The organism is Pectobacterium atrosepticum (assembly GCF_000740965.1).
Classification (GTDB): Bacteria; Pseudomonadota; Gammaproteobacteria; order Enterobacterales; family Enterobacteriaceae; genus Pectobacterium; species Pectobacterium atrosepticum.
In genome coordinates this window covers 1,465,303-1,488,114 of the sequence record NZ_CP009125.1, presented here as the reverse complement: position 1 = coordinate 1,488,114, position 22,812 = coordinate 1,465,303, and the positions used below count along the sequence as shown (strand labels likewise).

At 49.8% G+C, this 22,812-nt stretch carries 19 protein-coding genes and 6 tRNA genes; 22 read left to right on the top strand and 3 right to left on the bottom strand.

From position 1 onward, the window contains the following. The first annotated feature begins 72 nt into the window (after positions 1-72). Positions 73-522, top strand: a complete 450-nt coding sequence (fur, locus tag GZ59_RS06570) for a ferric iron uptake transcriptional regulator (protein WP_039290772.1) — start codon at positions 73-75, stop codon at positions 520-522. A gap of 63 nt (positions 523-585) precedes the next feature. On the opposite strand, the gene glnS is transcribed toward fur, so the two are convergent. Beyond that, the gene (gene glnS, locus GZ59_RS06565; protein ID WP_011092914.1) at positions 586-2,244 is read right to left on the bottom strand and encodes a glutamine--tRNA ligase; all 1,659 of its coding nucleotides are present in this window, start codon (positions 2,242-2,244) and stop codon (positions 586-588) included. A 174-nt stretch (positions 2,245-2,418) separates the two neighbouring features. Continuing rightward, positions 2,419-3,915, bottom strand: coding sequence for an N-acetylglucosamine-specific PTS transporter subunit IIBC (gene nagE / locus GZ59_RS06560; RefSeq protein ID WP_011092913.1), 1,497 nt, complete (start codon positions 3,913-3,915; stop codon positions 2,419-2,421). Positions 3,916-4,275: 360 nt separating this feature from the next. Here nagE and nagB point away from each other — a divergent pair, with 360 nt between their 5' ends. The 12 genes from nagB (at position 4,276) to GZ59_RS06500 (ending at position 11,675) form a co-directional block, all read left to right on the top strand. Beyond that, positions 4,276-5,076, top strand: coding sequence for a glucosamine-6-phosphate deaminase (nagB, locus tag GZ59_RS06555; protein WP_011092912.1), 801 nt, complete (start codon positions 4,276-4,278; stop codon positions 5,074-5,076). A 19-nt stretch (positions 5,077-5,095) separates the two neighbouring features. Then, positions 5,096-6,241, top strand: coding sequence for an N-acetylglucosamine-6-phosphate deacetylase (gene nagA / locus GZ59_RS06550; protein ID WP_039290769.1), 1,146 nt, complete (start codon positions 5,096-5,098; stop codon positions 6,239-6,241). Positions 6,242-6,352: 111 nt separating this feature from the next. Further along, positions 6,353-7,576: a DNA-binding transcriptional regulator NagC gene (gene nagC / locus GZ59_RS06545; RefSeq protein WP_011092910.1), complete on the top strand. Its 1,224-nt coding sequence runs from the start codon at positions 6,353-6,355 to the stop codon at positions 7,574-7,576. Between the two features lie 203 nt (positions 7,577-7,779). After that, on the top strand, positions 7,780-9,444 hold the full coding sequence (gene asnB / locus GZ59_RS06540) for an asparagine synthase B (RefSeq protein ID WP_011092909.1): 1,665 nt from the start codon (positions 7,780-7,782) through the stop codon (positions 9,442-9,444). 217 nt (positions 9,445-9,661) lie between these two features. After that, positions 9,662-9,738 (top strand) — tRNA-Met (locus GZ59_RS06535). A 7-nt stretch (positions 9,739-9,745) separates the two neighbouring features. Next, a tRNA-Leu gene (locus tag GZ59_RS06530) sits at positions 9,746-9,830 on the top strand. A gap of 56 nt (positions 9,831-9,886) precedes the next feature. Further along, a tRNA-Gln gene (locus tag GZ59_RS06525) sits at positions 9,887-9,961 on the top strand. Between the two features lie 35 nt (positions 9,962-9,996). Beyond that, positions 9,997-10,071: transfer RNA gene (locus tag GZ59_RS06520), tRNA-Gln, on the top strand. A 54-nt stretch (positions 10,072-10,125) separates the two neighbouring features. Further along, positions 10,126-10,202: transfer RNA gene (locus GZ59_RS06515), tRNA-Met, on the top strand. 6 nt (positions 10,203-10,208) lie between these two features. Then, positions 10,209-10,282: transfer RNA gene (locus GZ59_RS06510), tRNA-Gln, on the top strand. Positions 10,283-10,435: 153 nt separating this feature from the next. Next, the gene (locus GZ59_RS06505) at positions 10,436-10,924 is read left to right on the top strand and encodes a zinc ribbon domain-containing protein (RefSeq protein WP_011092908.1); all 489 of its coding nucleotides are present in this window, start codon (positions 10,436-10,438) and stop codon (positions 10,922-10,924) included. 118 nt (positions 10,925-11,042) lie between these two features. After that, positions 11,043-11,675 carry a hypothetical protein gene (locus tag GZ59_RS06500; protein ID WP_039290767.1) on the top strand — a complete coding sequence of 211 codons (633 nt, stop codon included), beginning with the start codon at positions 11,043-11,045 and terminating at the stop codon, positions 11,673-11,675. Positions 11,676-11,697: 22 nt separating this feature from the next. On the opposite strand, the gene ubiF is transcribed toward GZ59_RS06500, so the two are convergent. Beyond that, on the bottom strand, positions 11,698-12,864 hold the full coding sequence (ubiF, locus tag GZ59_RS06495) for a 3-demethoxyubiquinol 3-hydroxylase (protein ID WP_011092906.1): 1,167 nt from the start codon (positions 12,862-12,864) through the stop codon (positions 11,698-11,700). A gap of 232 nt (positions 12,865-13,096) precedes the next feature. Between ubiF and miaB the strand changes: the two genes are divergently transcribed. The 9 genes from miaB (at position 13,097) to GZ59_RS06450 (ending at position 22,756) form a co-directional block, all read left to right on the top strand. Next, positions 13,097-14,521 carry a tRNA (N6-isopentenyl adenosine(37)-C2)-methylthiotransferase MiaB gene (gene miaB / locus GZ59_RS06490; protein ID WP_011092905.1) on the top strand — a complete coding sequence of 475 codons (1,425 nt, stop codon included), beginning with the start codon at positions 13,097-13,099 and terminating at the stop codon, positions 14,519-14,521. A 323-nt stretch (positions 14,522-14,844) separates the two neighbouring features. Further along, the gene (locus GZ59_RS06485; RefSeq protein ID WP_011092904.1) at positions 14,845-15,903 is read left to right on the top strand and encodes a PhoH family protein; all 1,059 of its coding nucleotides are present in this window, start codon (positions 14,845-14,847) and stop codon (positions 15,901-15,903) included. Beyond that, entirely contained in the window at positions 15,900-16,379 is a 480-nt protein-coding gene (gene ybeY, locus GZ59_RS06480; RefSeq protein ID WP_011092903.1) for an rRNA maturation RNase YbeY, read from the top strand. The genes GZ59_RS06485 and ybeY overlap by 4 nt, the downstream gene beginning before the upstream one ends. A 251-nt stretch (positions 16,380-16,630) precedes the next feature. After that, positions 16,631-17,509: a CNNM family magnesium/cobalt transport protein CorC gene (gene corC, locus GZ59_RS06475; protein WP_011092902.1), complete on the top strand. Its 879-nt coding sequence runs from the start codon at positions 16,631-16,633 to the stop codon at positions 17,507-17,509. A gap of 7 nt (positions 17,510-17,516) precedes the next feature. Further along, positions 17,517-19,046: an apolipoprotein N-acyltransferase gene (gene lnt, locus GZ59_RS06470; RefSeq protein WP_011092901.1), complete on the top strand. Its 1,530-nt coding sequence runs from the start codon at positions 17,517-17,519 to the stop codon at positions 19,044-19,046. A gap of 449 nt (positions 19,047-19,495) precedes the next feature. Beyond that, positions 19,496-20,392 (top strand): amino acid ABC transporter substrate-binding protein, encoded by an 897-nt coding sequence (locus GZ59_RS06465; RefSeq protein ID WP_011092900.1) that lies wholly within the window; start codon positions 19,496-19,498, stop codon positions 20,390-20,392. Positions 20,393-20,612: 220 nt separating this feature from the next. Beyond that, positions 20,613-21,353 (top strand): amino acid ABC transporter permease, encoded by a 741-nt coding sequence (locus GZ59_RS06460; protein WP_011092899.1) that lies wholly within the window; start codon positions 20,613-20,615, stop codon positions 21,351-21,353. A gap of 3 nt (positions 21,354-21,356) precedes the next feature. Beyond that, positions 21,357-22,031, top strand: coding sequence for a glutamate/aspartate ABC transporter permease GltK (gltK, locus tag GZ59_RS06455; protein ID WP_011092898.1), 675 nt, complete (start codon positions 21,357-21,359; stop codon positions 22,029-22,031). Next, positions 22,031-22,756, top strand: coding sequence for an amino acid ABC transporter ATP-binding protein (locus GZ59_RS06450; protein ID WP_011092897.1), 726 nt, complete (start codon positions 22,031-22,033; stop codon positions 22,754-22,756). The genes gltK and GZ59_RS06450 overlap by 1 nt, the downstream gene beginning before the upstream one ends. Positions 22,757-22,812 lie beyond the last annotated feature (56 nt).

Sequence of the window (22,812 nt, the reverse complement as noted above, 5' to 3'; positions counted from 1 at the left end):
GATTTTTTAAGCCGACCGATGTCATAGGCTAGGCAGCCTCCATTGATAAGTAAGCAACAGGACTAAACCCGCATGACTGACAACAATACCGCATTAAAGAAGGCCGGCCTGAAAGTCACTCTTCCAAGACTGAAAATACTGGAAGTGTTACAGGATCCTGTCAGCCATCACGTCAGTGCGGAAGATTATATAAAGAGACTGATTGATATGGGCGAAGAGATTGGTCTTGCTACTGTCTATCGCGTACTCAACCAGTTTGATGATGCGGGTATCGTAACCCGTCATAACTTCGAAGGTGGCAAATCCGTCTTTGAATTGACGCAGCAGCATCATCACGATCACTTAATTTGCCTCGACTGTGGCAAAGTCATTGAATTCCGCGATGAATCTATCGAAGCACGTCAGCGCGAGATCGCAGAAAGACACGGCATTAAACTGTCCAACCACAGTCTGTATCTCTATGGGCATTGCAGTGAAGGGGATTGCAGAGAGGACGAAACTCTGCACGACTCCACACGATAAATCGACCGCACAAAAAAATAAAACCGCCGAGGCGGTTTTATTTTTGTCTTCTTACCAGTGACCTTAGCCTACCCAAGTATCGCGTAGTCCAACCGTACGGTTAAACACCAGGTGTTCCGCACTGGAGTAAACGCGATCGGCACAGAAGTAACCTTCACGCTCAAACTGATACGCTTTCTCTACTTCAGCCTGCACCAAACTCGCTTCTACAAAACCTTGCGTAATTTTCAGTGAGTCTGGGTTAATCGTTGACAGGAAGTCATCCGCCGCCGCAGGGTTTGCCACACTGAACAAACGATCGTACAAACGGAATTCCGCTGGCACCGCGTGCGCCGCAGAAACCCAGTGGATGACGCCTTTCACTTTACGACCATCAGCCGGATCTTTGCTCAGCGTTTCCGCATCATAGCTACAGTAAATCGTGGTGATGGTGCCCTGCTCGTCTTTTTCAATGCGATCGGCTTTGATCACATAGGCATTACGCAGGCGAACTTCTTTACCCAAAACCAAACGCTTGTACTGCTTGTTAGCTTCTTCACGGAAGTCAGCACGATCGATGTAAACTTCACGGCTGAATGCCACCTGACGCGAGCCCATTTCTGGCTTGTTCGGGTGATTTGGCATCGCAACAAACTCTTCGTGCCCGGCTGGCAGATTCTCGATCACCACTTTGACCGGATCCAGTACCGCCATCGCACGCGGAGCGTTTTCATTCAGATCGTCGCGGATACAGGATTCAAGCGCTGCCATTTCCACGTTGTTATCCTGCTTCGTTACGCCGATACGCACACAAAATTCACGGATAGAAGACGCACTATAACCACGGCGGCGCAGGCCAGAGATGGTCGGCATACGCGGATCGTCCCATCCTTCAACGACATTTTCCACAACCAGCTGATTCAGCTTACGCTTGGACATAATTGCGTATTCGAGATTAAGCCGAGAAAACTCGTACTGACGTGGGTGGCAAGGAATGGAGATATTATCCAGCACCCAGTCGTACAGGCGGCGGTTATCCTGGAATTCCAGCGTACACAGAGAATGCGTGATCCCTTCCAGCGCATCGGAAATACAGTGAGTAAAGTCATACATCGGGTAGATGCACCACTTATTACCCGTCTGGTGGTGATCGGCAAATTTAATGCGATACAACACCGGATCGCGCATCACGATAAAGGATGATGCCATATCGATTTTTGCACGCAAACAAGCAGTACCTTCAGCAAACCCGCCGTTGCGCATTTTTTCAAACAGCGCCAGATTTTCCTGTACGGTACGATCGCGATAAGGACTATTTTTACCCGGCGCCGTCAGCGTGCCACGGTATTCACGAATTTGTTCAGGCGTCAGTTCATCAACGTAAGCCAATCCTTTACCAATCAGTTCAACCGCATAAGCGTGCAGTTGATCGAAATAATCAGAAGAATAGCGAACGTCGCCGCTCCATGAAAAACCCAGCCACTCGACGTCACGTTTGATCGACTCAACGTATTCAATATCTTCTTTTACCGGATTGGTGTCGTCAAAACGCAGGTTGCATTGCCCCTGGTAGTCACGCGCGATCCCAAAATTCAGGCAAATAGACTTTGCATGCCCAATATGCAGGTAGCCGTTCGGCTCTGGCGGGAAACGCGTCTGAATATGGTCATGCTTACCGGACGCCAGATCTTCATCGATAATCTGACGGATAAAGTTGGTTGGGCGGGCTTCAGCCTCACTCATTCTTCATTCCTCAATGCTAAAACGACGTATAACCAACAATGATCCAACAAGCTACGCTGGGAAACAACCGTTAGTTTCATTTAATTATTCATAACGAAAAAAAAGGGCGAGATTGCTATCTCGCCCATCACTTTCATCGACATAACACCGCGTTAAACAAATAACGCCGTCACATTACGCTTTGTCATGTTCCGCTTTCAGCGCAATTGCTATCGATTCAGCTTGCGTGCCCACGACAATCTGTACGCTCTGCTTATTCAGACGAATAACACCTGCCGCACCAAGACGTTTCGCCTGAGCATCATCAACCAGAGAAGAGTCAGCTACATTCAAACGCAAACGCGTGATACAGGCATCGATGCCGATCAGGTTGGCTTTGCCGCCAAGCGCCTGCAAATAGCCACGCGCCAACGTCGCCGTATCGCTTGATTTATCACCCGCAGATGCGGTACTCACGTCATATCCATCGGCTTCGCTACCGCTCACTGCCAGTTCACGTCCCGGTGTTAACAGATTGAAGCGAGTAATCGTGAAGCGGAACACCACATAATAAATGACGAAGAACACCAACCCCTGCGCTATCAGCATGTACCATTGAGTGGCTAGCGGGTTACGCGAGGACAGCACCATATCCACCAGACCGGCACTGAAGCCAAACCCAGCAATCCAATGCATACTGGCAGCGATAAAGACGGAAAAACCCGTCAGTAACGCATGCAGGAAGTACAGCACTGGCGCCACGAACATGAATGAGAATTCCAGCGGTTCAGTGATCCCAGTGAAGAATGAAGCAAACGCCGCCGCCAGCATAATCCCGGCAACTTTACTTTTGTTCTCAGGGCGCGCGCAGTGGTAAATCGCCAGTGCAGCTCCCGGCAGGCCGAACATCATTATAGGGAAGAAGCCCGCCTGATAACGTCCGGTAATCCCCACCACAGCTTTGCCAGAATCGATAGACTGTTGGCCGGCCAGGAAGTTAGGAATATCGTTAATACCCGCGACATCAAACCAGAACACGGAATTAAGCGTATGGTGTAACCCTACGGGGATCAGCAAGCGGTTAAAGAACGCATAGAGCCCAGCGCCAACCGATCCTAACTGTTGAATGTATTCACCGAACGACACCAGTACATTGTAAATTGCTGGCCAGATGGACATTAAAATAAACGCCACCAGAATCATCAAGAAAGAAACCAGAATCGGCACCAACCGGCGTCCGCTGAAGAAAGATAGCGCTCTAGGCAATTCAACCTGACTGAAACGGTTATACAGTTCAGCGGACATCACACCGACCAGAATACCGATGAACTGGTTTTCAATCTTGCCAAACGCAGTCGGCACCAGTTCAACAGGGATCCGTTGGATCATGGCGACAACAGCCGGTGAACACAGCGTAGTGAGCACCAGATAACCGACAAAGCCGGTCAATGCGGCCGCACCATCCTTATCTTTCGACATACCGTAAGCGACGCCCACCGCAAACAGCACCGCCATATTCTCAATGATCGCCCCACCCGATTTGAGGAATAGTGCCGCCAACGCGTTCTCACTTCCCCAACCAACCGGATCAATCCAATAACCTATCCCCATCAGGATAGCGGCAGCAGGCAGCGTCGCGACAGGCACCATCAATGCCCGGCCGATTTTTTGTAAATAGCTCAGAATACTCACTTTTCCCTCTCTTACCTTTGCGAGGTAAATGAAATGTTGTAGGGCAAACAAACCTGCCAATAAATTTTACTGCCGAAAAACTTCACTACCAAAAAGCTTCATTGTCGAAAAAACAGGCCCAGTGGTGGTTCTTAGGGGAGTGTAAGAAAAATAATTCGCTACACAAATTAAACCCCGTAATTATGTGATAAAAATCACCAAAAAACTGCATACAAAAACTTTATACCTGAATAAAACCCCAACTTATTTCAAGATTAAAAAAAACGGAGTAGACTAATTTTAATGCACAGACAAAACGCGCGACTGGCGCGATTTACGCAATAACGTATTTAATTCCACTAAAAAATCAGGAGAGCGCTGATGAGACTCATTCCCTTAACTACCGCCGCCGACGTCGGAAAATGGGCCGCCCGCCACATTGTTGAGAAAATTAACGCTTTCAAGCCCAGCGCTGAGCGCCCCTTCATTCTTGGGTTACCGACAGGAACTTCACCGCTGGAAGCGTATAAATCGCTGGTCACCATGCATAAAGCGGGTCTGGTGAGCTTCAAACACGTAGTGACCTTCAATATGGATGAATATGTCGGTCTGCCAACCGATCATCCGGAAAGCTATCATACCTTCATGCATCAGAATTTCTTCAATCACATTGATATCCTGCGTGAAAACATTAACCTGCTGAACGGCAACGCAGCAGACACCACAGCAGAATGTCGCCGTTATGAAGAGAAAATAAAGTCCTACGGGAAAATTCATCTTTTCATGGGCGGCGTGGGCAATGACGGACACATCGCCTTCAATGAGCCCGCCTCCTCTTTGGCTTCCCGCACCCGCATCAAAACGTTGACGGAAGAAACCCGTATCGCGAATTCCCGTTTCTTCGGCGGGGACGTCAGTCTGGTGCCTAAATTTGCCCTGACAGTGGGCGTCGGTACGTTGCTGGATGCCGAAGAAGTGATGATTCTGGTGACCGGTCGTAACAAGGCACAGGCGCTACAGGCTGCGGTAGAAGGCAACGTCAACCACATGTGGACCATCAGCTGTCTGCAACTTCATGCCAAAGCCATCATGGTTTGCGACGAACCGTCAACGATGGAGTTGAAGGTAAAAACCGTTAAATACTTCCGTGAGTTAGAAACGGAAAGTATGAAGAACCTCTAACCGATCGCGGGAGTCGATGATGTACGCGTTAACCCATAGCCGGATTTTCACCGGCCATCAGATTCTGGATAATCACGCCGTCGTGATTGCCAATGGGCTGATCGAGCGAATCTGCTCGGTTGCTGAGCTCCCTGCCGGCATTGAACAACACGACCTGAGCGGTGCGTTTCTCGCTCCAGGATTTATCGATCTCCAACTGAACGGCTGCGGCGGTGTGCAATTTAACGACTCGCTGGACACGATCTCCGTCAAAACGCTGGAGATCATGCAGCAGGCGAACCAGCGTTCAGGCTGTACCAGTTTTTTACCCACGCTGATTACCTCCAGCGATGAGTTTATGAAACACAGCATCAACGTAATGAGAGACTGGCTGGCGCAGAATAAGCATCAGGCGCTTGGACTACATCTCGAAGGCCCGTGGCTAAACGTGATAAAAAAAGGCACACATGACCCTGCCTTTATCCGCAAGCCAACGCAAGCGCTCGTCGATTTTCTGTGTGTCAACGCAGATGCCATTACGAAAATCACGCTGGCACCGGAAGAAGTCGAACCGGCAGTTATCCGCCAGTTAACGGCGGCGGGCATTATCGTCTCCGCCGGACACTCTAACGCGACCTGGGAACAGGCTAAGCAGGGTTTTTCCGCTGGCATTCGCTTCGCCACTCACCTGTTCAACGCAATGCCATATCTGACTGGCCGTGAACCCGGGCTAGTCGGCGCAATTTACGATGCCCCGGAAGTCTATTGCGGCATTATCGCGGATGGACGTCACGTAGACTGGGCCAATATTCGCAACAGCAAGCGCATTAAGGGCGATAAACTGGTGCTGGTGACCGACGCCACAGCACCAGCGGGCGCAGATATTGACCAGTTCATTTTTGCTGGTAAAACCATATACTACCGTGATGGCATTTGTGTCGATGAACACGGCACCCTAAGCGGCTCTGCACTGACAATGATCGACGCCGTGCGTAATAGCGTCGAACACGCTGGAATCGCACTGGATGAAGCTATTCGGATGGCAACGCTCTATCCGGCTCGTGCCATCGGCGTCGATAAGCAGTTAGGCAGCATTGAAAGCGGTAAAGTGGCTAATCTGACCGCATTTGACCGTGATTATCACATTCTCAAGACGTTTGTTAACGGTAATCCTGTTTGGGGATAAAGCGAAAAGCGTCTTGGGGTAAAGCGGAAATACGTTGGGGGAAACCGAGATAAGGTTTACCCCATGTTGACGAAACAACGCGTTATACCTAAAGAAGCGAGTAACCTTTTAATGACCACAGGCGGACAGGCGCAGATAGGGAATGTCGATCTGGTTAAGCAATTAAACAGTGCGGTGGTTTACCGCCTGATTGATCAGCAAGGCCCGATCTCACGGATTCAGATAGCAGAGCAAAGCCAGCTTGCTCCCGCCAGCGTCACCAAAATAACCCGCCAGCTTTTGGAGCGCGGGCTCATCAAAGAAGTCGATCAGCAGGCTTCAACTGGCGGTAGACGCGCCATTTCAATTATCACCGAAAACCGCCCTTTCCATACCATCGCCGTACGTCTCGGTCGTTATGACGCCACCATTGCGCTGTACGATTTACAGGGAAAAGCGCTGGAAGAAATGCACTACGAGCTGCAAGAAAAAACACAGGCGTCGCTGGAGGCCACACTCTTTCAGTCTATCAGCGATTTTATTGCCAGCCACCAGCGCCGTATCCGCGAGCTTATTGCAATCTCTGTGGTGCTACCAGGACTCGTCGATCCCGTTGCAGGCATCGTCCGTTATATGCCACATATCAGCGTGAATAACTGGAAACTGGTCGAAAATCTGCAACGCCACTTCAACGTCACCAGCTTTGTCGGTCACGACATCCGCAGTCTGGCACTGGCGGAGCACTATTTTGGGGCCACCCACGACTCTCTGGATTCTATTCTGGTACGTGTGCATCGAGGTACAGGCGCAGGAATTCTCGTCAACGGACAAATATTTCTCGGCAGTAACGGCAACGTCGGCGAGATCGGTCATATTCAGATCGATCCACTCGGCGATCGCTGCCACTGCGGTAACTTCGGTTGTCTGGAAACCATCGTCGCCAACGGAGCAATTGAACAACGCGTACAACATCTGCTACGTCAGGGCTATCCCAGCAAACTTTCTGCGAATAACAGTTCTATTTCAGCAATTTGCAAAGCGGCTAACCGGGGCGATGACCTCGCCCGTGAGGTCATTGAACAGGTTGGGCTCAATCTCGGTAAAGCGCTTTCCATCGCGATCAATCTGTTCAATCCACAGAAAGTCGTGATTGCTGGTGAAATTACCGAAGCAGAAAAAACGCTGCTTCCTGCGATTCAACGCTGCATCAACACGCAGGTACTAAAAGAATTTCGTCATAACCTGCCGATTGAGATATCCAGCCTTAACCATCTTTCCGCCATCAGCGCTTTCGCATTGGTCAAACGTGCGATGCTAAACGGTGTTCTACTACAACAATTGCTCGAAAACGCCTGATTCCTTTTCTGGCCGGATTATGTAATCACTAAAAACCCGGCCTTTCCCTTGCATGAATTTGACGAATCAACACCAAAAAACCCAATAAATTAACGAAACACCACACCAATCGCTTTTTTCATTAAATAATATTGAATTCCTATGGCACTTTGATGCTAAATCAATGGTACTAAGTTCGAATCCGTAATTATTGGGAGTCATGTATGTGTTCTATTTTTGGTGTGCTTGATCTGAAAAGCGATCCTGTTGAACTGCGTAAGAAAGCACTGGAATTATCCCGTTTAATGCGTCACCGCGGACCAGACTGGTCCGGCGTTTATGCCAGCGACAAAGCGATTCTGGCTCACGAGCGTCTGTCTATCGTTGACGTCAACACGGGGGCACAGCCGCTTTACAACGCCGAGCGCACCCACATTCTGGCCGTTAACGGTGAAATTTATAACCATCAGGCATTGCGTCAGCAATACGGTGACCGTTACGCGTTTCAGACAGGCTCCGACTGCGAAGTCATCCTTGCCCTGTATCAGGAAAAAGGCCCTGAATTCCTGGACGAACTGCGAGGCATGTTCGCCTTTGCGCTGTATGACAGCGAAAAAGACGCCTACCTGATTGGCCGTGACCACCTCGGGATTATCCCGCTGTATATGGGCTACGATGAGCACGGTAACCTCTACGTCGCTTCTGAAATGAAAGCGCTGGTGCCAGTTTGTCGTACCATCAAAGAATTCCCAGCAGGCAGCTACCTGTGGAGCAAAGACGGTGAAATCCGTGAATATTACCAGCGTGACTGGTTTGATTACGATGCGGTAAAAGACAACGAAACGGATAAAGTAGCGCTGCACGATGCGCTCGAAGAAGCGGTGAAAAGCCACCTGATGTCTGACGTGCCTTACGGCGTGTTGCTTTCTGGCGGTCTGGATTCTTCCGTTATCTCCGCAATCACCAAAAAATATGCCGCACGTCGCGTAGAAGATGACGCGCGCAGTGAAGCATGGTGGCCTCAGTTGCACTCTTTCGCTGTTGGTTTGGAAGGTGCGCCAGATTTGAAAGCCGCGCAGGAAGTCGCTAAACACTTAGGTACCGTGCACCACGAAATCCATTTCACCGTGCAGGAAGGGCTGGATGCGATTCGCGACGTGATTTATCACATCGAAACCTATGACGTCACCACGATTCGTGCCTCAACGCCGATGTACTTGATGTCACGTAAAATCAAAGCGATGGGCATCAAGATGGTGCTGTCAGGTGAAGGTTCTGACGAAGTGTTCGGCGGCTACCTCTATTTCCACAAAGCGCCAAACGCCAAAGAGCTGCATGAAGAAACCGTGCGTAAACTGCTAGCACTGCACCAGTATGACTGCGCCCGTGCTAACAAAGCGATGTCGGCCTGGGGCGTGGAAGCTCGTGTACCTTTCCTGGACAAAAACTTCCTCGATGTTGCCATGCGCATCAACCCGCGCGACAAAATGTGCGGCAACGGCAAGATGGAAAAACACATCCTGCGCGAGTGCTTTGAATCCTATCTGCCGCACAGCGTTGCATGGCGTCAGAAAGAACAGTTCTCTGATGGCGTGGGCTACAGCTGGATCGACACGCTGAAAGAAGTGGCTGCCAACCAGGTTACCGATCAACAATTGGAAACTGCACGCTTTCGCTTCCCATACAATACGCCAGGCTCCAAAGAAGCCTACCTGTACCGTGAAATCTTCGAAGAGCTGTTCCCGGTTTCGAGTGCAGCAGAATGTGTCCCTGGAGGCCCGTCAGTCGCCTGTTCGTCTGCTAAAGCGATTGAGTGGGATGAATCCTTCAAAACACTGGATGACCCATCAGGACGCGCGGTTGGTGTACACCAATCAGCCTACAAATAATTCGATTTAATTTCATCAATCAACGGGCCTTTATGGCCCGTTTTGTATGCTTAATTGACTGCGAATGCGTGCTTTTTGGCGTTTTTCTCACCATACTGTTCACAACCCAAACAAACGATACATTGTGGGCCCTTTTCGGGAAAAAACTAGTTGACGCAATTAGACCAACTACGCATAATGCGCCCCGCAACGCCGATGAAGGTGACGCAAAAAAGATGGCTACGTAGCTCAGCTGGTTAGAGCACAGCACTCATAATGCTGGGGTCACAGGTTCGATTCCCGTCGTAGCCACCATCTTTTTGCGGGAGTGGCGAAATTGGTAGACGCACCAGATTTAGGTTCTGGCGCCGCAAGGTGTGCGAGTTCAAGTCTCGCCTCCCGCACCATATCATCTTCTCGGTTTGGCATCGTTTTTCGAAGCCTGTTGGTATTTTGTAGTGATTGGGGTATCGCCAAGCGGTAAGGCACCGGTTTTTGATACCGGCATTCCCTGGTTCGAATCCAGGTACCCCAGCCATTTCAAAATGTATGCTGAAAAATTCGTTGTCCTGATGGGGTATCGCCAAGCGGTAAGGCACTGGTTTTTGATACCAGCATTCCCTGGTTCGAATCCAGGTACCCCAGCCATCTACTTGATAGTAGAAGATTTTGTTGAAGTGAAGTAATAATAGCAGTACATTTGGCTACGTAGCTCAGCTGGTTAGAGCACAGCACTCATAATGCTGGGGTCACAGGTTCGATTCCCGTCGTAGCCACCAAATTTTTGGGGTATCGCCAAGCGGTAAGGCACCGGATTCTGATTCCGGCATCCGAGGTTCGAATCCTCGTACCCCAGCCAAATATGCTGGTAAAACAGCAAAGAAACGGGGCGACAGTCGAAAGACGTCGCCCCGTTTTCTTATGCGTGGCGACAAAGTGGCGACAGAAAGAGAAAATGCGTCTCTTGTGATGTTCAATTTTCTCAGTTGTTATTTGAAGAAGGAATTTCCGCATGGCATTAACGAAATGCAAAGAGTGTAGAAAAGAAGTATCCACATCGGAAAAAATATGTCCGCACTGTGGGATTAAAGACCCAGGCGTCACATTGAGCATGTCGTTAGTTGCCGTAGTTATTCTAGTTGCTATCGGGTGGGGAATATTCCATTGGGTTAGTAGTGATGACGAAAACACAGAACCAAAAACTTGTAGCCCTACCGATGGGCAATGCCTTTTCAAAGCCAACGTAGTTGACGCTACAGTTTCCTGTAAACCTCTTGTAGAAAAGGCCTCAAAGTACGATTACGAATGGGCTGATGATATACTCGATAATATCTTTTCCCGCTTTCTGCTAGACAGTAAAAACAATCAGCTAACGTTCATCGGCGACAAAATTAAATTCAAAAATGGCTTTAACGCAAAAATGACGATGACCTACGCATGCACTTTAGATCTGAAAACTAAAGAAACGGTTAACTTCGATATTGCAGAAGGAAAGCTGTAACACCAGAAGCCCAGTTATAGCTACGGGACTGTTGCACCCGTTTTCTTATGTCTGGTATTAACATAGTCTGGTGCTAACATATCCAAATCAATTATTCGATTTTCCCAAAAGGGCAGTCATGAAGGTTTTATCAACATACTCTGTTACTCATGATTTCAGCTGCGTTGTGGCTCCACGACAGAATAGCATCAGCAAGTCATGGCGATCTGCCATGCGTGTGCAATTAAGCAAACTGCTACTCAGCGTTGCGTTGCTGTTTTGCTTTCTCACACCAACTTATGCTGTCGGCACAGCTTCTTTCAAGATGTCAGCGCAAACGTTCGCTGACCGGATGAATGCCAATCTGACGAAACTCAATATCCCTCTCAAACTAACCATTAGTGTGGAAAAGGGAACGTCCGTCGATGATTTCCAGCACATTTTTAACGAGCACGTTGGATTAATTGGGTCGATAGAGAGTAAAAGCCAACAGCTTAATGGAATCGTGATACTCAACGCCGCGTCAGAATCCGCCGAAGCAACAAGACAGAACCTGCAAATCGTCACTGCCGCGTTTTCTGCGCTATTGGGTGAGAGCACGTTATCAGGTGAAAATAGCCTCGAAAGCCCTGAGGTGACCGAGATGATGTTCGGCCTGCTTCAGGATAGCCAGACCTCAGGTAAAGGCGTTCGGCAGATAGGAAATGTTCGCTTTATGGCAACAACTAATGCGGACACCGATATTATCTTCACCGCCGAGCCAGCACTGTAGTGGGCGGTATCCCCATAATCAGTCAGACGCCAATCGCGTATTTCAATGCGCGCTGTTTTAACACGCCAGCGCGCTGTGCAACCATTAATGCCATATTGCGCGCAAAACTCAGCGGCGGTAACGCGTTACTGAATGCGCTATAGAATAAATCCATCCCGCTTTGCATCATCAGGTTATCCGGCATACGGCGGCACTGATAGCGCCGTAATACACGTTCAGAAGCCCATTGTTCTCCCGCATTGCGCGCGTTAATCAACACATCCAGCAGCGCCTCAACATCACGATATCCCAGATTAACCCCCTGCCCCGCCAGCGGATTGATGGTATGCGCGGCATCACCCAGCAGTACCAAGCCAGGCTTGATATAAGTTTGCGCATGGCGTCTGACCAGCGGAAATGACCCAGCAGAGATCACTTTGACCGTGCCCAACCGCTCAGGAAACGCAGCCGCAATTTCTTTATCCAGCTGTGCAAGCGGCATCGCCTGAAGCTGGCGAATACGCTGTGGGCTGTCATACCACACCAGCGATCCCCATTGGTCAAATAGCGGTAAAAACGCACGCGGGCCACTCGGAGTGAACTGCTGCCAGGTAACATCCTGCTGGGGTTGCGACGTTTCAACGCCGATCAACATACAAGACTGACGATACTGCCAGCCGCTAATACCAATCCCTGCCCACTGACGAACCTGAGAGTTTGCGCCATCAGCACCAATCACCAGAGAAGCCGTCAGCTTCTGCCCATCAGCAAGCTGTAAACACCAGCCATCATCCGTACGTTGCAGACCCTGCGGTGTAGCAGGGCAATAACATCGGCAACGCTCCTCCTCCTGCAAACTTTCCCAGAGTGCCAGTTGCAGCACACGGTTTTCCACCATAAAACCCAGTTCAGGCAGGTGAATGTCGGCAGCATCGAAAACAACTCTGGCGTTCGCCCATTCCCAGGTTTCCAGCCGGCGATAAGGCGCGCTGCGCATTTGCTGTACTCGCGGCCATGCATCCAGTTCTTTCAGTAGCGCAACCGACGCATAGCCAATCGCCGAGATCCGTAAATCTGGCGGACTGGTGGCATCAAACGGCGTCGGCATTTCCTGCTCAATCACCGCAACCTGAAATCCTCGCTGCGCCAGCCCGAGCGCCGCGGCAGCACCGACCATTCCACCGCCAACCACAATCGCATCGTAATGCATATTGGCTTTATCCCCTCTGGTTCTGGTTTATTCACACCAGTAAAAATACATGAAAATAGTGTACTGGATTTGCGGGTGATTTTTCAGAAAAGCCGCATTTTTATAGAAAGTAAGGGGTTATAAAACCAGCGTGGCTTCCGGCACTGGTCACAACGTCAGCGAACGATTACAATACCCATCCCAAATGAGGGGAATCTTTCTTATTCCTTCCGCACTGAGTAATGGCAAGTCGATGACAAAAAAACTGCATATTAAAACCTGGGGCTGTCAGATGAATGAGTACGATTCATCAAAGATGGCTGATTTACTGGGAAGTACGCACGGCTATGAGCTAACGGAAATCGCTGAAGAAGCCGATGTTTTGCTGCTCAATACCTGCTCGATCCGTGAAAAGGCGCAGGAAAAGGTCTTCCATCAACTTGGTCGCTGGAAAGCGCTGAAAGATCTTAATCCGAATCTTATTATTGGCGTTGGTGGCTGCGTTGCATCGCAGGAAGGCGCGCATATTCGTGAACGTGCGCACTACGTTGACGTTATTTTTGGCCCACAAACGTTACACCGCCTACCGGAAATGATTAATCACGTTCAGGGCACGCGTAGCCCCATCGTTGACATCAGTTTCCCTGAAATCGAAAAATTTGACCGTCTGCCAGAACCGCGTGCCGATGGGCCGACGGCATTCGTTTCCATCATGGAAGGCTGCAATAAATATTGCACATTCTGCGTTGTGCCTTATACCCGCGGCGAAGAAGTCAGCCGCCCATGCGATGATGTGCTATTTGAAATCGCTCAACTTGCCGCGCAAGGCGTGCGTGAAGTTAACCTTTTGGGGCAGAACGTTAACGCCTATCGCGGCGAAACCTATGACGGTGAAATCTGCTCTTTTGCTGAACTGCTGCGTCTGGTCGCCGCTATTGACGGGATCGACCGTGTTCGCTTCACCACCAGCCATCCAATTGAATTCACAGACGATATTATCAGCGTTTATGAAGACACGCCGGAGCTGGTCAGCTTCCTGCATTTGCCAGTGCAAAGCGGCTCTGACCGCGTACTGACGATGATGAAACGCCGCCATACCGCGCTAGAATACAAAGCCATTATCCGTAAGCTGCATAACGCGCGTCCAGGCATCCTGATTAGCTCTGACTTTATCATCGGCTTCCCTGGCGAAACGCAGGCTGACTTTGAACAGACCATGAAGTTGATTGCCGATGTGAATTTCGATATGAGCTACAGCTTTGTCTATTCCGCCCGTCCGGGAACACCGGCTGCGGATATGGTCGATGACGTGCTCGAAGAAGAAAAAAAACAACGTCTGTACCTTCTGCAAGACCGCATCACCAAGCAGGCAATGCGGTTTAGCCGCCTCATGCTGGGCACCGTCCAGCGCATTCTGGTGGAAGGCACCTCACGTAAGAGCGTGATGGAGCTATCAGGCCGCACGGAAAATAACCGTGTCGTCAACTTCGAAGGCACGCCGGATATGATCGGTAAATTCGTCGATGTTGAAATCGTTGACGTTTATACCAACTCACTGCGTGGCATCGTGGTGCGGACCGAAGATCAAATGGATCTGCGCGTACACGAATCGCCGTCTTCCGTGATTGCTCGTACTCGCAAAGAGAATGAAATCGGCGTTGGATTCTACCAGCCGTAATCGATGTTCATTCTAGCCTAAGCGCAATGATGGGTGGCTTTGTCACCCATTTTTTATGGTTGACTACCACTGCAGCCCCCCTTCGGGTCGCTGATCGTGCATTTGTTATAGCAGGCTATTCTTAGCCTTCAACCTGTTTCAATTTCAAAGCGCTTACATTTGCTTTTGCGAGGCAGCATCCCAATATCATTATTGTGACTTGCAGCATCGGGCATTCACGATGAATAATTCACTCACATGGCGGAAACATCAGGCCATCGGATAACAGTTCATTTTGTACGGGCAGAAATAGTGCCAGTACAGTAACGCTCAAGAGGAATAATTTGAACGTAACGACAAAAGAAATTGCCCTTGAACCCGCAGATAACCAACGCCTGCTCAGCCTTTGCGGCCCGTTTGATGACAATATTAAACAGTTAGAGCGTCGTTTAGGCATCGAGATCAACCGCCGGGATAATCAATTTAAACTGATCGGCAAAAACCTGCTGACGCAAGCTGCCGCCGATATCCTGCAACGCCTGTATGTCGATACGGCTCCAGTGCGCGGCGTCATCGGTGATATCGAGCCTGAACAAATTCATCTTGCGATTAAAGAATCTCGCGTGCTGGAACAGTCTGCGGAACACGTTCCTGACTATGGAAAAGTGGTCAATATCCGCACCAAACGCGGCGTGATCAAACCGCGCACGCCGAATCAGGCGAAGTATGTCGCCAACATCCTCGATCACGACATCACGTTCGGCGTTGGCCCTGCGGGAACGGGGAAAACCTACTTAGCAGTTGCAGCCGCCGTGGATGCATTGGAGCGTCAAGATATTCGCCGTATTCTGTTAACACGCCCAGCGGTCGAAGCCGGTGAGAAGCTGGGCTTCCTGCCTGGCGATCTTAGCCAGAAAGTCGATCCCTACCTGCGCCCACTCTATGATGCCCTGTTTGAAATGCTGGGCTTTGAGCGTGTCGAGAAGCTCATCGAACGTAACGTGATTGAAGTTGCGCCACTGGCTTACATGCGTGGCCGAACGCTGAACGATGCCTTTATCATTCTGGATGAAAGCCAGAACACCACCACCGAACAGATGAAAATGTTCCTGACACGCATCGGGTTCAACTCAAAAGCTGTCATCACCGGTGACGTCACACAGATCGACCTGCCGAAGAGTCTGAAATCTGGCTTACGTCACGCGATTGAAGTACTGGCCGATGTGGAAGAGATCAGCTTTAACTTTTTCCACAGCGAAGACGTAGTACGCCATCCGGTGGTTGCGCGGATTGTGAATGCCTATGAAGCATGGGAAAATGCCGACCAGAAACGTAAAGACGCCTTAGCAGAACAGCGTAAGCGGGAAGCACAGGCGGCGGCATCAGATCAGGAGCAAAAATGAGTCAGGTGATTCTCGATTTACAAATCGCCAGCGAGCAAGCACAGGGATTGCCGGAAGAAAAAGACTTTCAGCGCTGGCTGGAAGGCGTTCTACCGCAGTTTCAGGAAGTCTCTGAAGTCACCATCCGTATCGTGGATGAGGCCGAAAGTCGCGACCTGAATAACACCTATCGCGGTAAGGACAAACCGACTAACGTGCTGTCGTTTCCTTTTGAGGCACCGCCTGAAGTCGAGCTTCCTCTGCTTGGCGATTTAATCATCTGCCGTCAGGTTGTGGAACGCGAAGCCGTAGAGCAGGAAAAAACCGTAGAAGAGCACTGGGCGCACATGGTTGTCCATGGTAGCCTGCATCTGCTAGGGTATGACCACATCGAAGACAGCGAAGCCGAAGAAATGGAAGCGCTGGAAACCGAAATTATGCAAAGTATGGGTTATGCCGACCCTTACCTTGCAGAAAAAGATGGCCTCACCGAATAAATAGAAATACATTTTATGTGACCCTAAATAATTCGAGTTGCAAGAAGGCGGCAAGGGAAAGAATCCCGATGAGCTTACTCAGGTAAGTGATTCGGGTGAGTGAACGCAGCCAACGCACGTGCAGCTTGAAGTATGACGGGTCTCCCCGAGATCGGGAAGATGTCGGGTACTTATCTGTTCCACATCAGCCACTGTGCCGCTTCCAGTTGCTGGCAATAATCCTTTAACAAGAGTGATGTTAACTAAAACGCATGAGCGACGACCATTCTCAAAACAGCGATGCACCCAGTCCCAAAAAGGGCTTCTTTTCTCTTATTCTTAATCAGCTTTTTCACGGCGAGCCAAAAGATCGTAACGGTTTACTTACTCTAATTCGTGATTCCGAACAGAATGAACTGATCGATCCTGAAACACGAGATATGCTCGAAGGCGTTATGGATATCGCCGACCAGCGTGTGCGCGACATCATGATCCCTCGCTCGCAGATGATTACGCTCAAGCGCGATCAAACGCTGGAAGAGTGTCTGGACGTGATTATCGAATCCGCCCACTCCCGTTTCCCCGTCATTAGCGAAGATAAAGACCACATTGAAGGCATCCTGATGGCCAAGGATTTGCTGCCGTTTATGCGCAGCGATTCCGAGCCGTTCAGTATGGATAAAGTTCTGCGTTCCGCCGTTGTTGTGCCGGAAAGTAAACGCGTTGATCGGATGCTGAATGAGTTCCGCTCGCTGCGCTATCACATGGCGATTGTCATCGATGAGTTTGGTGGCGTATCCGGCCTGGTCACGATTGAAGATATCCTTGAGCTGATTGTTGGCGAAATTGAAGATGAATACGACGATGAAGAAGACAGAGATATTCGTCAGCTTAACCGCCAGACTTACACCATTCGAGCTTTAACCGATATCGAAGATTTTAACGAAGCTTTCGGCACACGGTTCAGCGATGACGAGGTCGACACCATCGGCGGCTTGGTCATGCAGTCTTTCGGGCATCTTCCTGCCCGTGGCGAAACCATCGACATAGAAGGTTACCTGTTTAAGGTTGCGATGGCAGATAGCCGCCGTATTATTCAGGTTCATGTCAGAATCCCTGACAATGCCCCTCAACCAAAATTGGAAGAATAATTTGGCAATGGCTGTCGCTTCTTTTTTACAACGCCAGCAGGTTAAAGCCCTGCTGGCGCTCTTATTTGGTGCCTGTGGCACGCTGGCGTTTTCTCCCTTTGATTTCTGGCCTGCGGCGATTATTTCGCTCATGGGCCTACAAGCGCTGACGCTAAACCGTACCGCTCGCCAGTCAGCCTGGATAGGATTTTGCTGGGGCTTAGGCCTATTCGGCAGCGGCGTAAACTGGGTTTACGTCAGCATCGCGCAATTTGGCGGAATGCCGGGCCCTGTCAATGTTGCGATAGTCATTCTGCTCGCCGCCTATCTGTCACTCTATCCTCTGCTGTTTTCTGCCCTAATCTCACGCCTGTGGCCGAAAACAACGCTGTGGCGTCTGGCGCTTGCCGCTCCCGTACTCTGGCAGCTAACCGAATTTCTGCGCGGCTGGGTGCTCACCGGATTTCCGTGGCTGCAATTCGGTTACAGCCAAATTGATGGCCCGTTAAAAGGTATCGCGCCCATTCTGGGTATCGACACCATTACCTTCCTATTGATGTGCCTCAGCGGACTGTTTGTTTATGCCATCAATCAACGAAAAATCGCACCAGCGGCCATTGCTATCGGTGTTTTCGTTTTATCATGGCCGCTGCGCAGCGTGCAGTGGTATACCCTGCAACCTGAACGTGCCGTCAATGTCGCGCTGGTACAGGGCAATATCCCGCAGGCCATGAAGTGGGAACAAGATGAGTTGTTGAATACACTGAGAATCTATCTGGATAACAGTCTGCCCTATATGGACAAGGCGCCTATTGTTATCTGGCCGGAAACCGCTATTCCTGATATTGAAAGCCGTCAGGGCGCGTATCTGAAGCAGATTGACGATACCCTGCGTAGCCATGATAGCAGCCTGATTACGGGTATCGTCGATATCCGGCGTGATGGTAATAAGACCGATTTCTATAACTCAATTATCGTACTCGGCGACAAAGATCCGTACAACTACCCTACGACGAACCGTTACAACAAAAACCATCTGGTGCCTTTCGGCGAGTTTGTCCCGTTAGAAACGCTGTTACGCCCGCTGGCCCCGTTTTTCGATCTGCCGATGTCGTCGTTTAGCCGAGGTGACTATGTTCAGCCACAGCTTTCTGTTCATGGCTTCAAACTTAACGCCGCCATTTGTTATGAAATCATCTTAGGCCAACAGGTGCGTGATAATTTTCGGCCAGACACCGATATGCTGCTGACCATCTCGAACGATGCTTGGTTCGGCCGCTCAATCGGCCCATGGCAACACTTTCAGATGGCACGCATGCGCGCGCTGGAATTAGGTCGCCCTCTGGTTCGTAGTACCAACAACGGCGTCACAGCGGTGATTACGCCAGATGGCAAGGTCAACGCCAGTCTGCCGCAGTTTACGCGTGCCGTGTTGGACACTCAGGTGGTTCCTGCCACAGGGATAACGCCTTATGCACGCTTCGGTTCCTGGCCGCTCTGGCTTGTTACTCTGCTGGGCGGCATCGCTGCGGTCTTCTTCGGTTTACGTCGCCGATAACCAGCCCTCACCTCTCTTCCCTAAGGGCATGCTTTTGCATGCCTTTTTTATTTATGGCACGGTATTTGCCTCTTATTACCCTGTAAAGGGTTGTTTCTATATTTTTTTGGATATTACGTCAGCGTAAAGCTCTCTCACAGGGCAACTGACGCACCAAATTGGTGCCAATCTCTGACATTGCTGCCATTTGGTGCGGCGAATATCGCAAAAAGAAAACATTTCCATTTCAATCTATTTACAATCAGCTACTTTTTAACTGTGTACGCAGTAACTTCGCGCTTTAACGGTGCAACGTTCTCACTGAAAAGTAGCAAAGTGTCATGAGTGATTCAGCGACACGTTGTTAACTTGAAGACAATGTTAACTTGAAGATAACGGACACATTAACCCTATGGTTATTGGTGACAGCGCTATAACTATTGCAGCAACGACAGCAAAGGAGTTAGAACATGCAAATGCGTAAACTGGCATTATCACTGATTCTTCTTGGCACTGCCGCCAGTGCAGCCCAGGCTGAAGATCTGGCCGGTACATTGAAAAAGGTCAAAGATAATGGCGTGATCGTCATTGGCCACCGTGAATCATCCGTCCCTTTTTCTTACTACGATAATACGCAGAAAGTCGTCGGCTATTCTCAGGCCTATTCTGACAAAATTGTCGAAGCGATTAAGAAAAAACTGGATGCGCCTAACCTGCAGGTCAAACTACTTCCTATTACCTCTCAGAACCGTATCCCTCTATTACAGAACGGTACATTCGATTTGGAATGTGGCTCAACGACCAACAATCTGGAGCGTCAGAAACAAGCCGCGTTCTCTAACACCATTTTCGTTGTCGGTACGCGCCTGTTAGCCAAAAAAGATTCCGGCGTAAAAGACTTCCCGGATTTGGCGGGTAAAACTGTCGTAGTGACCTCCGGTACAACCTCTGAAGTTCTGCTGAATAAGCTGAATGAAGAAAAACAAATGAAGATGCGCATCATCAGTGCGAAAGATCATGGCGACTCCTTCCGTACGCTGGAAAGCGGCCGTGCTGTCGCCTTTATGATGGATGATGCTCTGCTGGCTGGCGAACGTGCGAAAGCGAAAAACGCCGATCAGTGGGATATCGTCGGTAAAGCCCAGTCTGAAGAAGCTTACGGCTGTATGTTGCGTAAAGACGATCCGCAATTCAAGAAACTGGTTGATGATACTATCGCCGAAGTGCAAACCTCCGGTGAAGCCGATAAATGGTTTGATCGCTGGTTCAAACAGCCTATTCCACCAAAAGATCTTAACCTGAACTTTGCCCTTTCAGACGAAATGAAAGCGCTGTTCAAAGCGCCAAATGACAAAGCACTAAACTAATTAATAATGAGAATAAGGGCAGAATCACTCTGCCCTCTGATTGCTGATTCGTGGCAGGACAGACAGGCATGTGATGGTCGTTCCCCATCACATGTTGCCCCGAGAAATTTCGATAAACAGGAAAATAAGCACTACGCCTGTAGTTTGAAAAAGAACGGGAATATGGCCGCTCATCAATCTTCAGGGTAGCTTCGCTACCCTTTTTTTACCGGAGTTCGTTATGTCAATAGATTGGAACTGGGGCATATTTCTACAAGATGCCCCCTTCGGCAACACAACCTACCTCGGGTGGATTCTGTCCGGTCTGCAAGTCACCGTCACATTATCTATCTGTGCCTGGATTATCGCCTTCCTCATTGGTTCTTTATTTGGAATCTTACGTACCGTCCCGAACCGTTTTCTTTCGAGCATTGGTACTTGCTACGTCGAGCTATTTCGCAACGTCCCACTGATTGTCCAGTTCTTTACCTGGTATCTGGTCGTTCCTGAGCTTCTTCCCGTCAACATCGGTATGTGGTTTAAAGCCGAGTTAGACCCCAATATTCAGTTCTTCCTGTCATCGATGATTTGTCTGGGGCTCTTCACCGCGGCACGCGTTTGTGAGCAGGTGAGAGCAGGCATCCAGTCGCTACCACGTGGGCAAAAAGCTGCCGGGCTGGCGATGGGTCTGACGCTGCCACAAACTTATCGTTATGTGTTACTGCCCAATGCGTATCGCGTGATCGTTCCGCCGCTGACGTCAGAAATGCTGAATCTGGTAAAAAACTCGGCTATCGCTTCCACGATTGGTCTGGTTGATATGGCGGCACAAGCGGGGAAACTGCTGGACTATTCCGCCCATGCGTATGAATCCTTTACCGCTATCACGCTGGCGTACGTTGGCATCAACGCCGTCATTATGCTGATCATGCAGGTCGTTGAGCGAAAAACTCGTTTGCCGGGCAATATGGGGAGCAAATAAATCATGTATGAATTTGACTGGAGCTCAATTGGGCCAAGCATGCCGTACCTGATTCAGGGGATGGTAGTCACACTCAAAATTACGCTGACAGCGGTAGTATTTGGGATTATATGGGGCACGATTCTGGCGGTGATGCGTCTGTCACCGATAAAGGCGATTAGCTGGTTCGCCAAACTTTATGTGAACCTATTCCGTTCTGTTCCGCTCGTTATGGTTCTGCTGTGGTTCTATCTGGTGGTTCCTAGCTTATTACAAAATGTGCTTGGGCTATCGCCGAAAACCGATATTCGACTGATTTCAGCTATGGTAGCCTTCTCGTTGTTCGAGGCAGCCTATTATTCGGAAATCATTCGTGCGGGCATTATCAGCGTATCGCGCGGTCAATCCTCCGCAGCGTTAGCATTAGGGATGACACACTGGCAATCCATGAAGCTGGTTATTCTACCGCAGGCATTCCGTGCCATGGTGCCGCTGTTGCTGACGCAAGGGATTGTTCTGTTTCAGGATACCTCACTGGTTTACGTACTTAGCCTCGCTGATTTCTTCCGTACCGCCTCAACTATCGGCGAGCGTGACGGAACACAAGTTGAAATGATCCTGTTTGCAGGATTCATTTATTTTCTCTTCAGCATTACTGCCTCAATGCTGGTCAGTTACCTGAAAAAAAGGACGGTTTGATGATTTCCCTGAAAAATATCTCTAAATGGTACGGCCAATTTCAGGTGCTAGCCGACTGCTCCACAGAAGTAAAAAAAGGTGAAGTCGTAGTCGTCTGCGGGCCTTCTGGTTCCGGTAAATCAACCCTGATCAAAACCGTGAATGGCTTGGAACCGATTCAAAAAGGTGACATTACCGTCAATGGCATTGCCGTTAACGATAAAAAAACCAATCTAGCCCAGTTGCGCTCTAAAGTGGGTATGGTGTTCCAACACTTTGAACTGTTCCCGCATCTGTCGATTATCGAGAACCTGACGCTGGCGCAGGTAAAGGTACTAAAACGCAAACGCGAGGAAGCTAAAGCCAAAGCGCAGAAGCTGTTGGAACGCGTTGGGCTATCGGCACACGCCAACAAGTATCCAGGGCAGCTCTCCGGCGGCCAGCAGCAGCGTGTCGCAATTGCCCGCGCGTTGTGTATGGATCCTATAGCGATGCTATTTGACGAGCCGACATCTGCGCTTGACCCAGAGATGATCAATGAAGTACTGGACGTCATGGTTGAATTAGCGCAAGAAGGCATGACCATGATGGTCGTCACCCATGAAATGGGCTTTGCCCGTAAAGTGGCGCACCGCGTGATCTTTATGGACGAGGGCAAAATCGTTGAAGACACCCGCAAGGATGATTTCTTCAATAACCCACAGTCCGAACGTGCTAAAGACTTCCTCGCGAAAATCCTGCATTAATACCCGTCAAAGCGTGCCGTAAGGCACGCTTTCTCTATTCAGCGCGTCCAGCAGCC

Coding starts and splice junctions, on each gene's coding strand:
- ubiF (WP_011092906.1), bottom strand. CDS start 12,864: ATGCATTACGATGCGATTGTGGTTGGCGGTGGAATGGTCGGTGCTGCC.
- miaB (WP_011092905.1), top strand. CDS start 13,097: ATGACAAAAAAACTGCATATTAAAACCTGGGGCTGTCAGATGAATGAG.
- asnB (WP_011092909.1), top strand. CDS start 7,780: ATGTGTTCTATTTTTGGTGTGCTTGATCTGAAAAGCGATCCTGTTGAA.
- nagB (WP_011092912.1), top strand. CDS start 4,276: ATGAGACTCATTCCCTTAACTACCGCCGCCGACGTCGGAAAATGGGCC.
- GZ59_RS06460 (WP_011092899.1), top strand. CDS start 20,613: ATGTCAATAGATTGGAACTGGGGCATATTTCTACAAGATGCCCCCTTC.
- GZ59_RS06505 (WP_011092908.1), top strand. CDS start 10,436: ATGGCATTAACGAAATGCAAAGAGTGTAGAAAAGAAGTATCCACATCG.
- GZ59_RS06465 (WP_011092900.1), top strand. CDS start 19,496: ATGCAAATGCGTAAACTGGCATTATCACTGATTCTTCTTGGCACTGCC.
- GZ59_RS06450 (WP_011092897.1), top strand. CDS start 22,031: ATGATTTCCCTGAAAAATATCTCTAAATGGTACGGCCAATTTCAGGTG.
- GZ59_RS06500 (WP_039290767.1), top strand. CDS start 11,043: ATGAAGGTTTTATCAACATACTCTGTTACTCATGATTTCAGCTGCGTT.
- nagC (WP_011092910.1), top strand. CDS start 6,353: ATGACCACAGGCGGACAGGCGCAGATAGGGAATGTCGATCTGGTTAAG.
- fur (WP_039290772.1), top strand. CDS start 73: ATGACTGACAACAATACCGCATTAAAGAAGGCCGGCCTGAAAGTCACT.
- nagA (WP_039290769.1), top strand. CDS start 5,096: ATGTACGCGTTAACCCATAGCCGGATTTTCACCGGCCATCAGATTCTG.
- lnt (WP_011092901.1), top strand. CDS start 17,517: ATGGCTGTCGCTTCTTTTTTACAACGCCAGCAGGTTAAAGCCCTGCTG.
- ybeY (WP_011092903.1), top strand. CDS start 15,900: ATGAGTCAGGTGATTCTCGATTTACAAATCGCCAGCGAGCAAGCACAG.
- glnS (WP_011092914.1), bottom strand. CDS start 2,244: ATGAGTGAGGCTGAAGCCCGCCCAACCAACTTTATCCGTCAGATTATC.
- corC (WP_011092902.1), top strand. CDS start 16,631: ATGAGCGACGACCATTCTCAAAACAGCGATGCACCCAGTCCCAAAAAG.
- gltK (WP_011092898.1), top strand. CDS start 21,357: ATGTATGAATTTGACTGGAGCTCAATTGGGCCAAGCATGCCGTACCTG.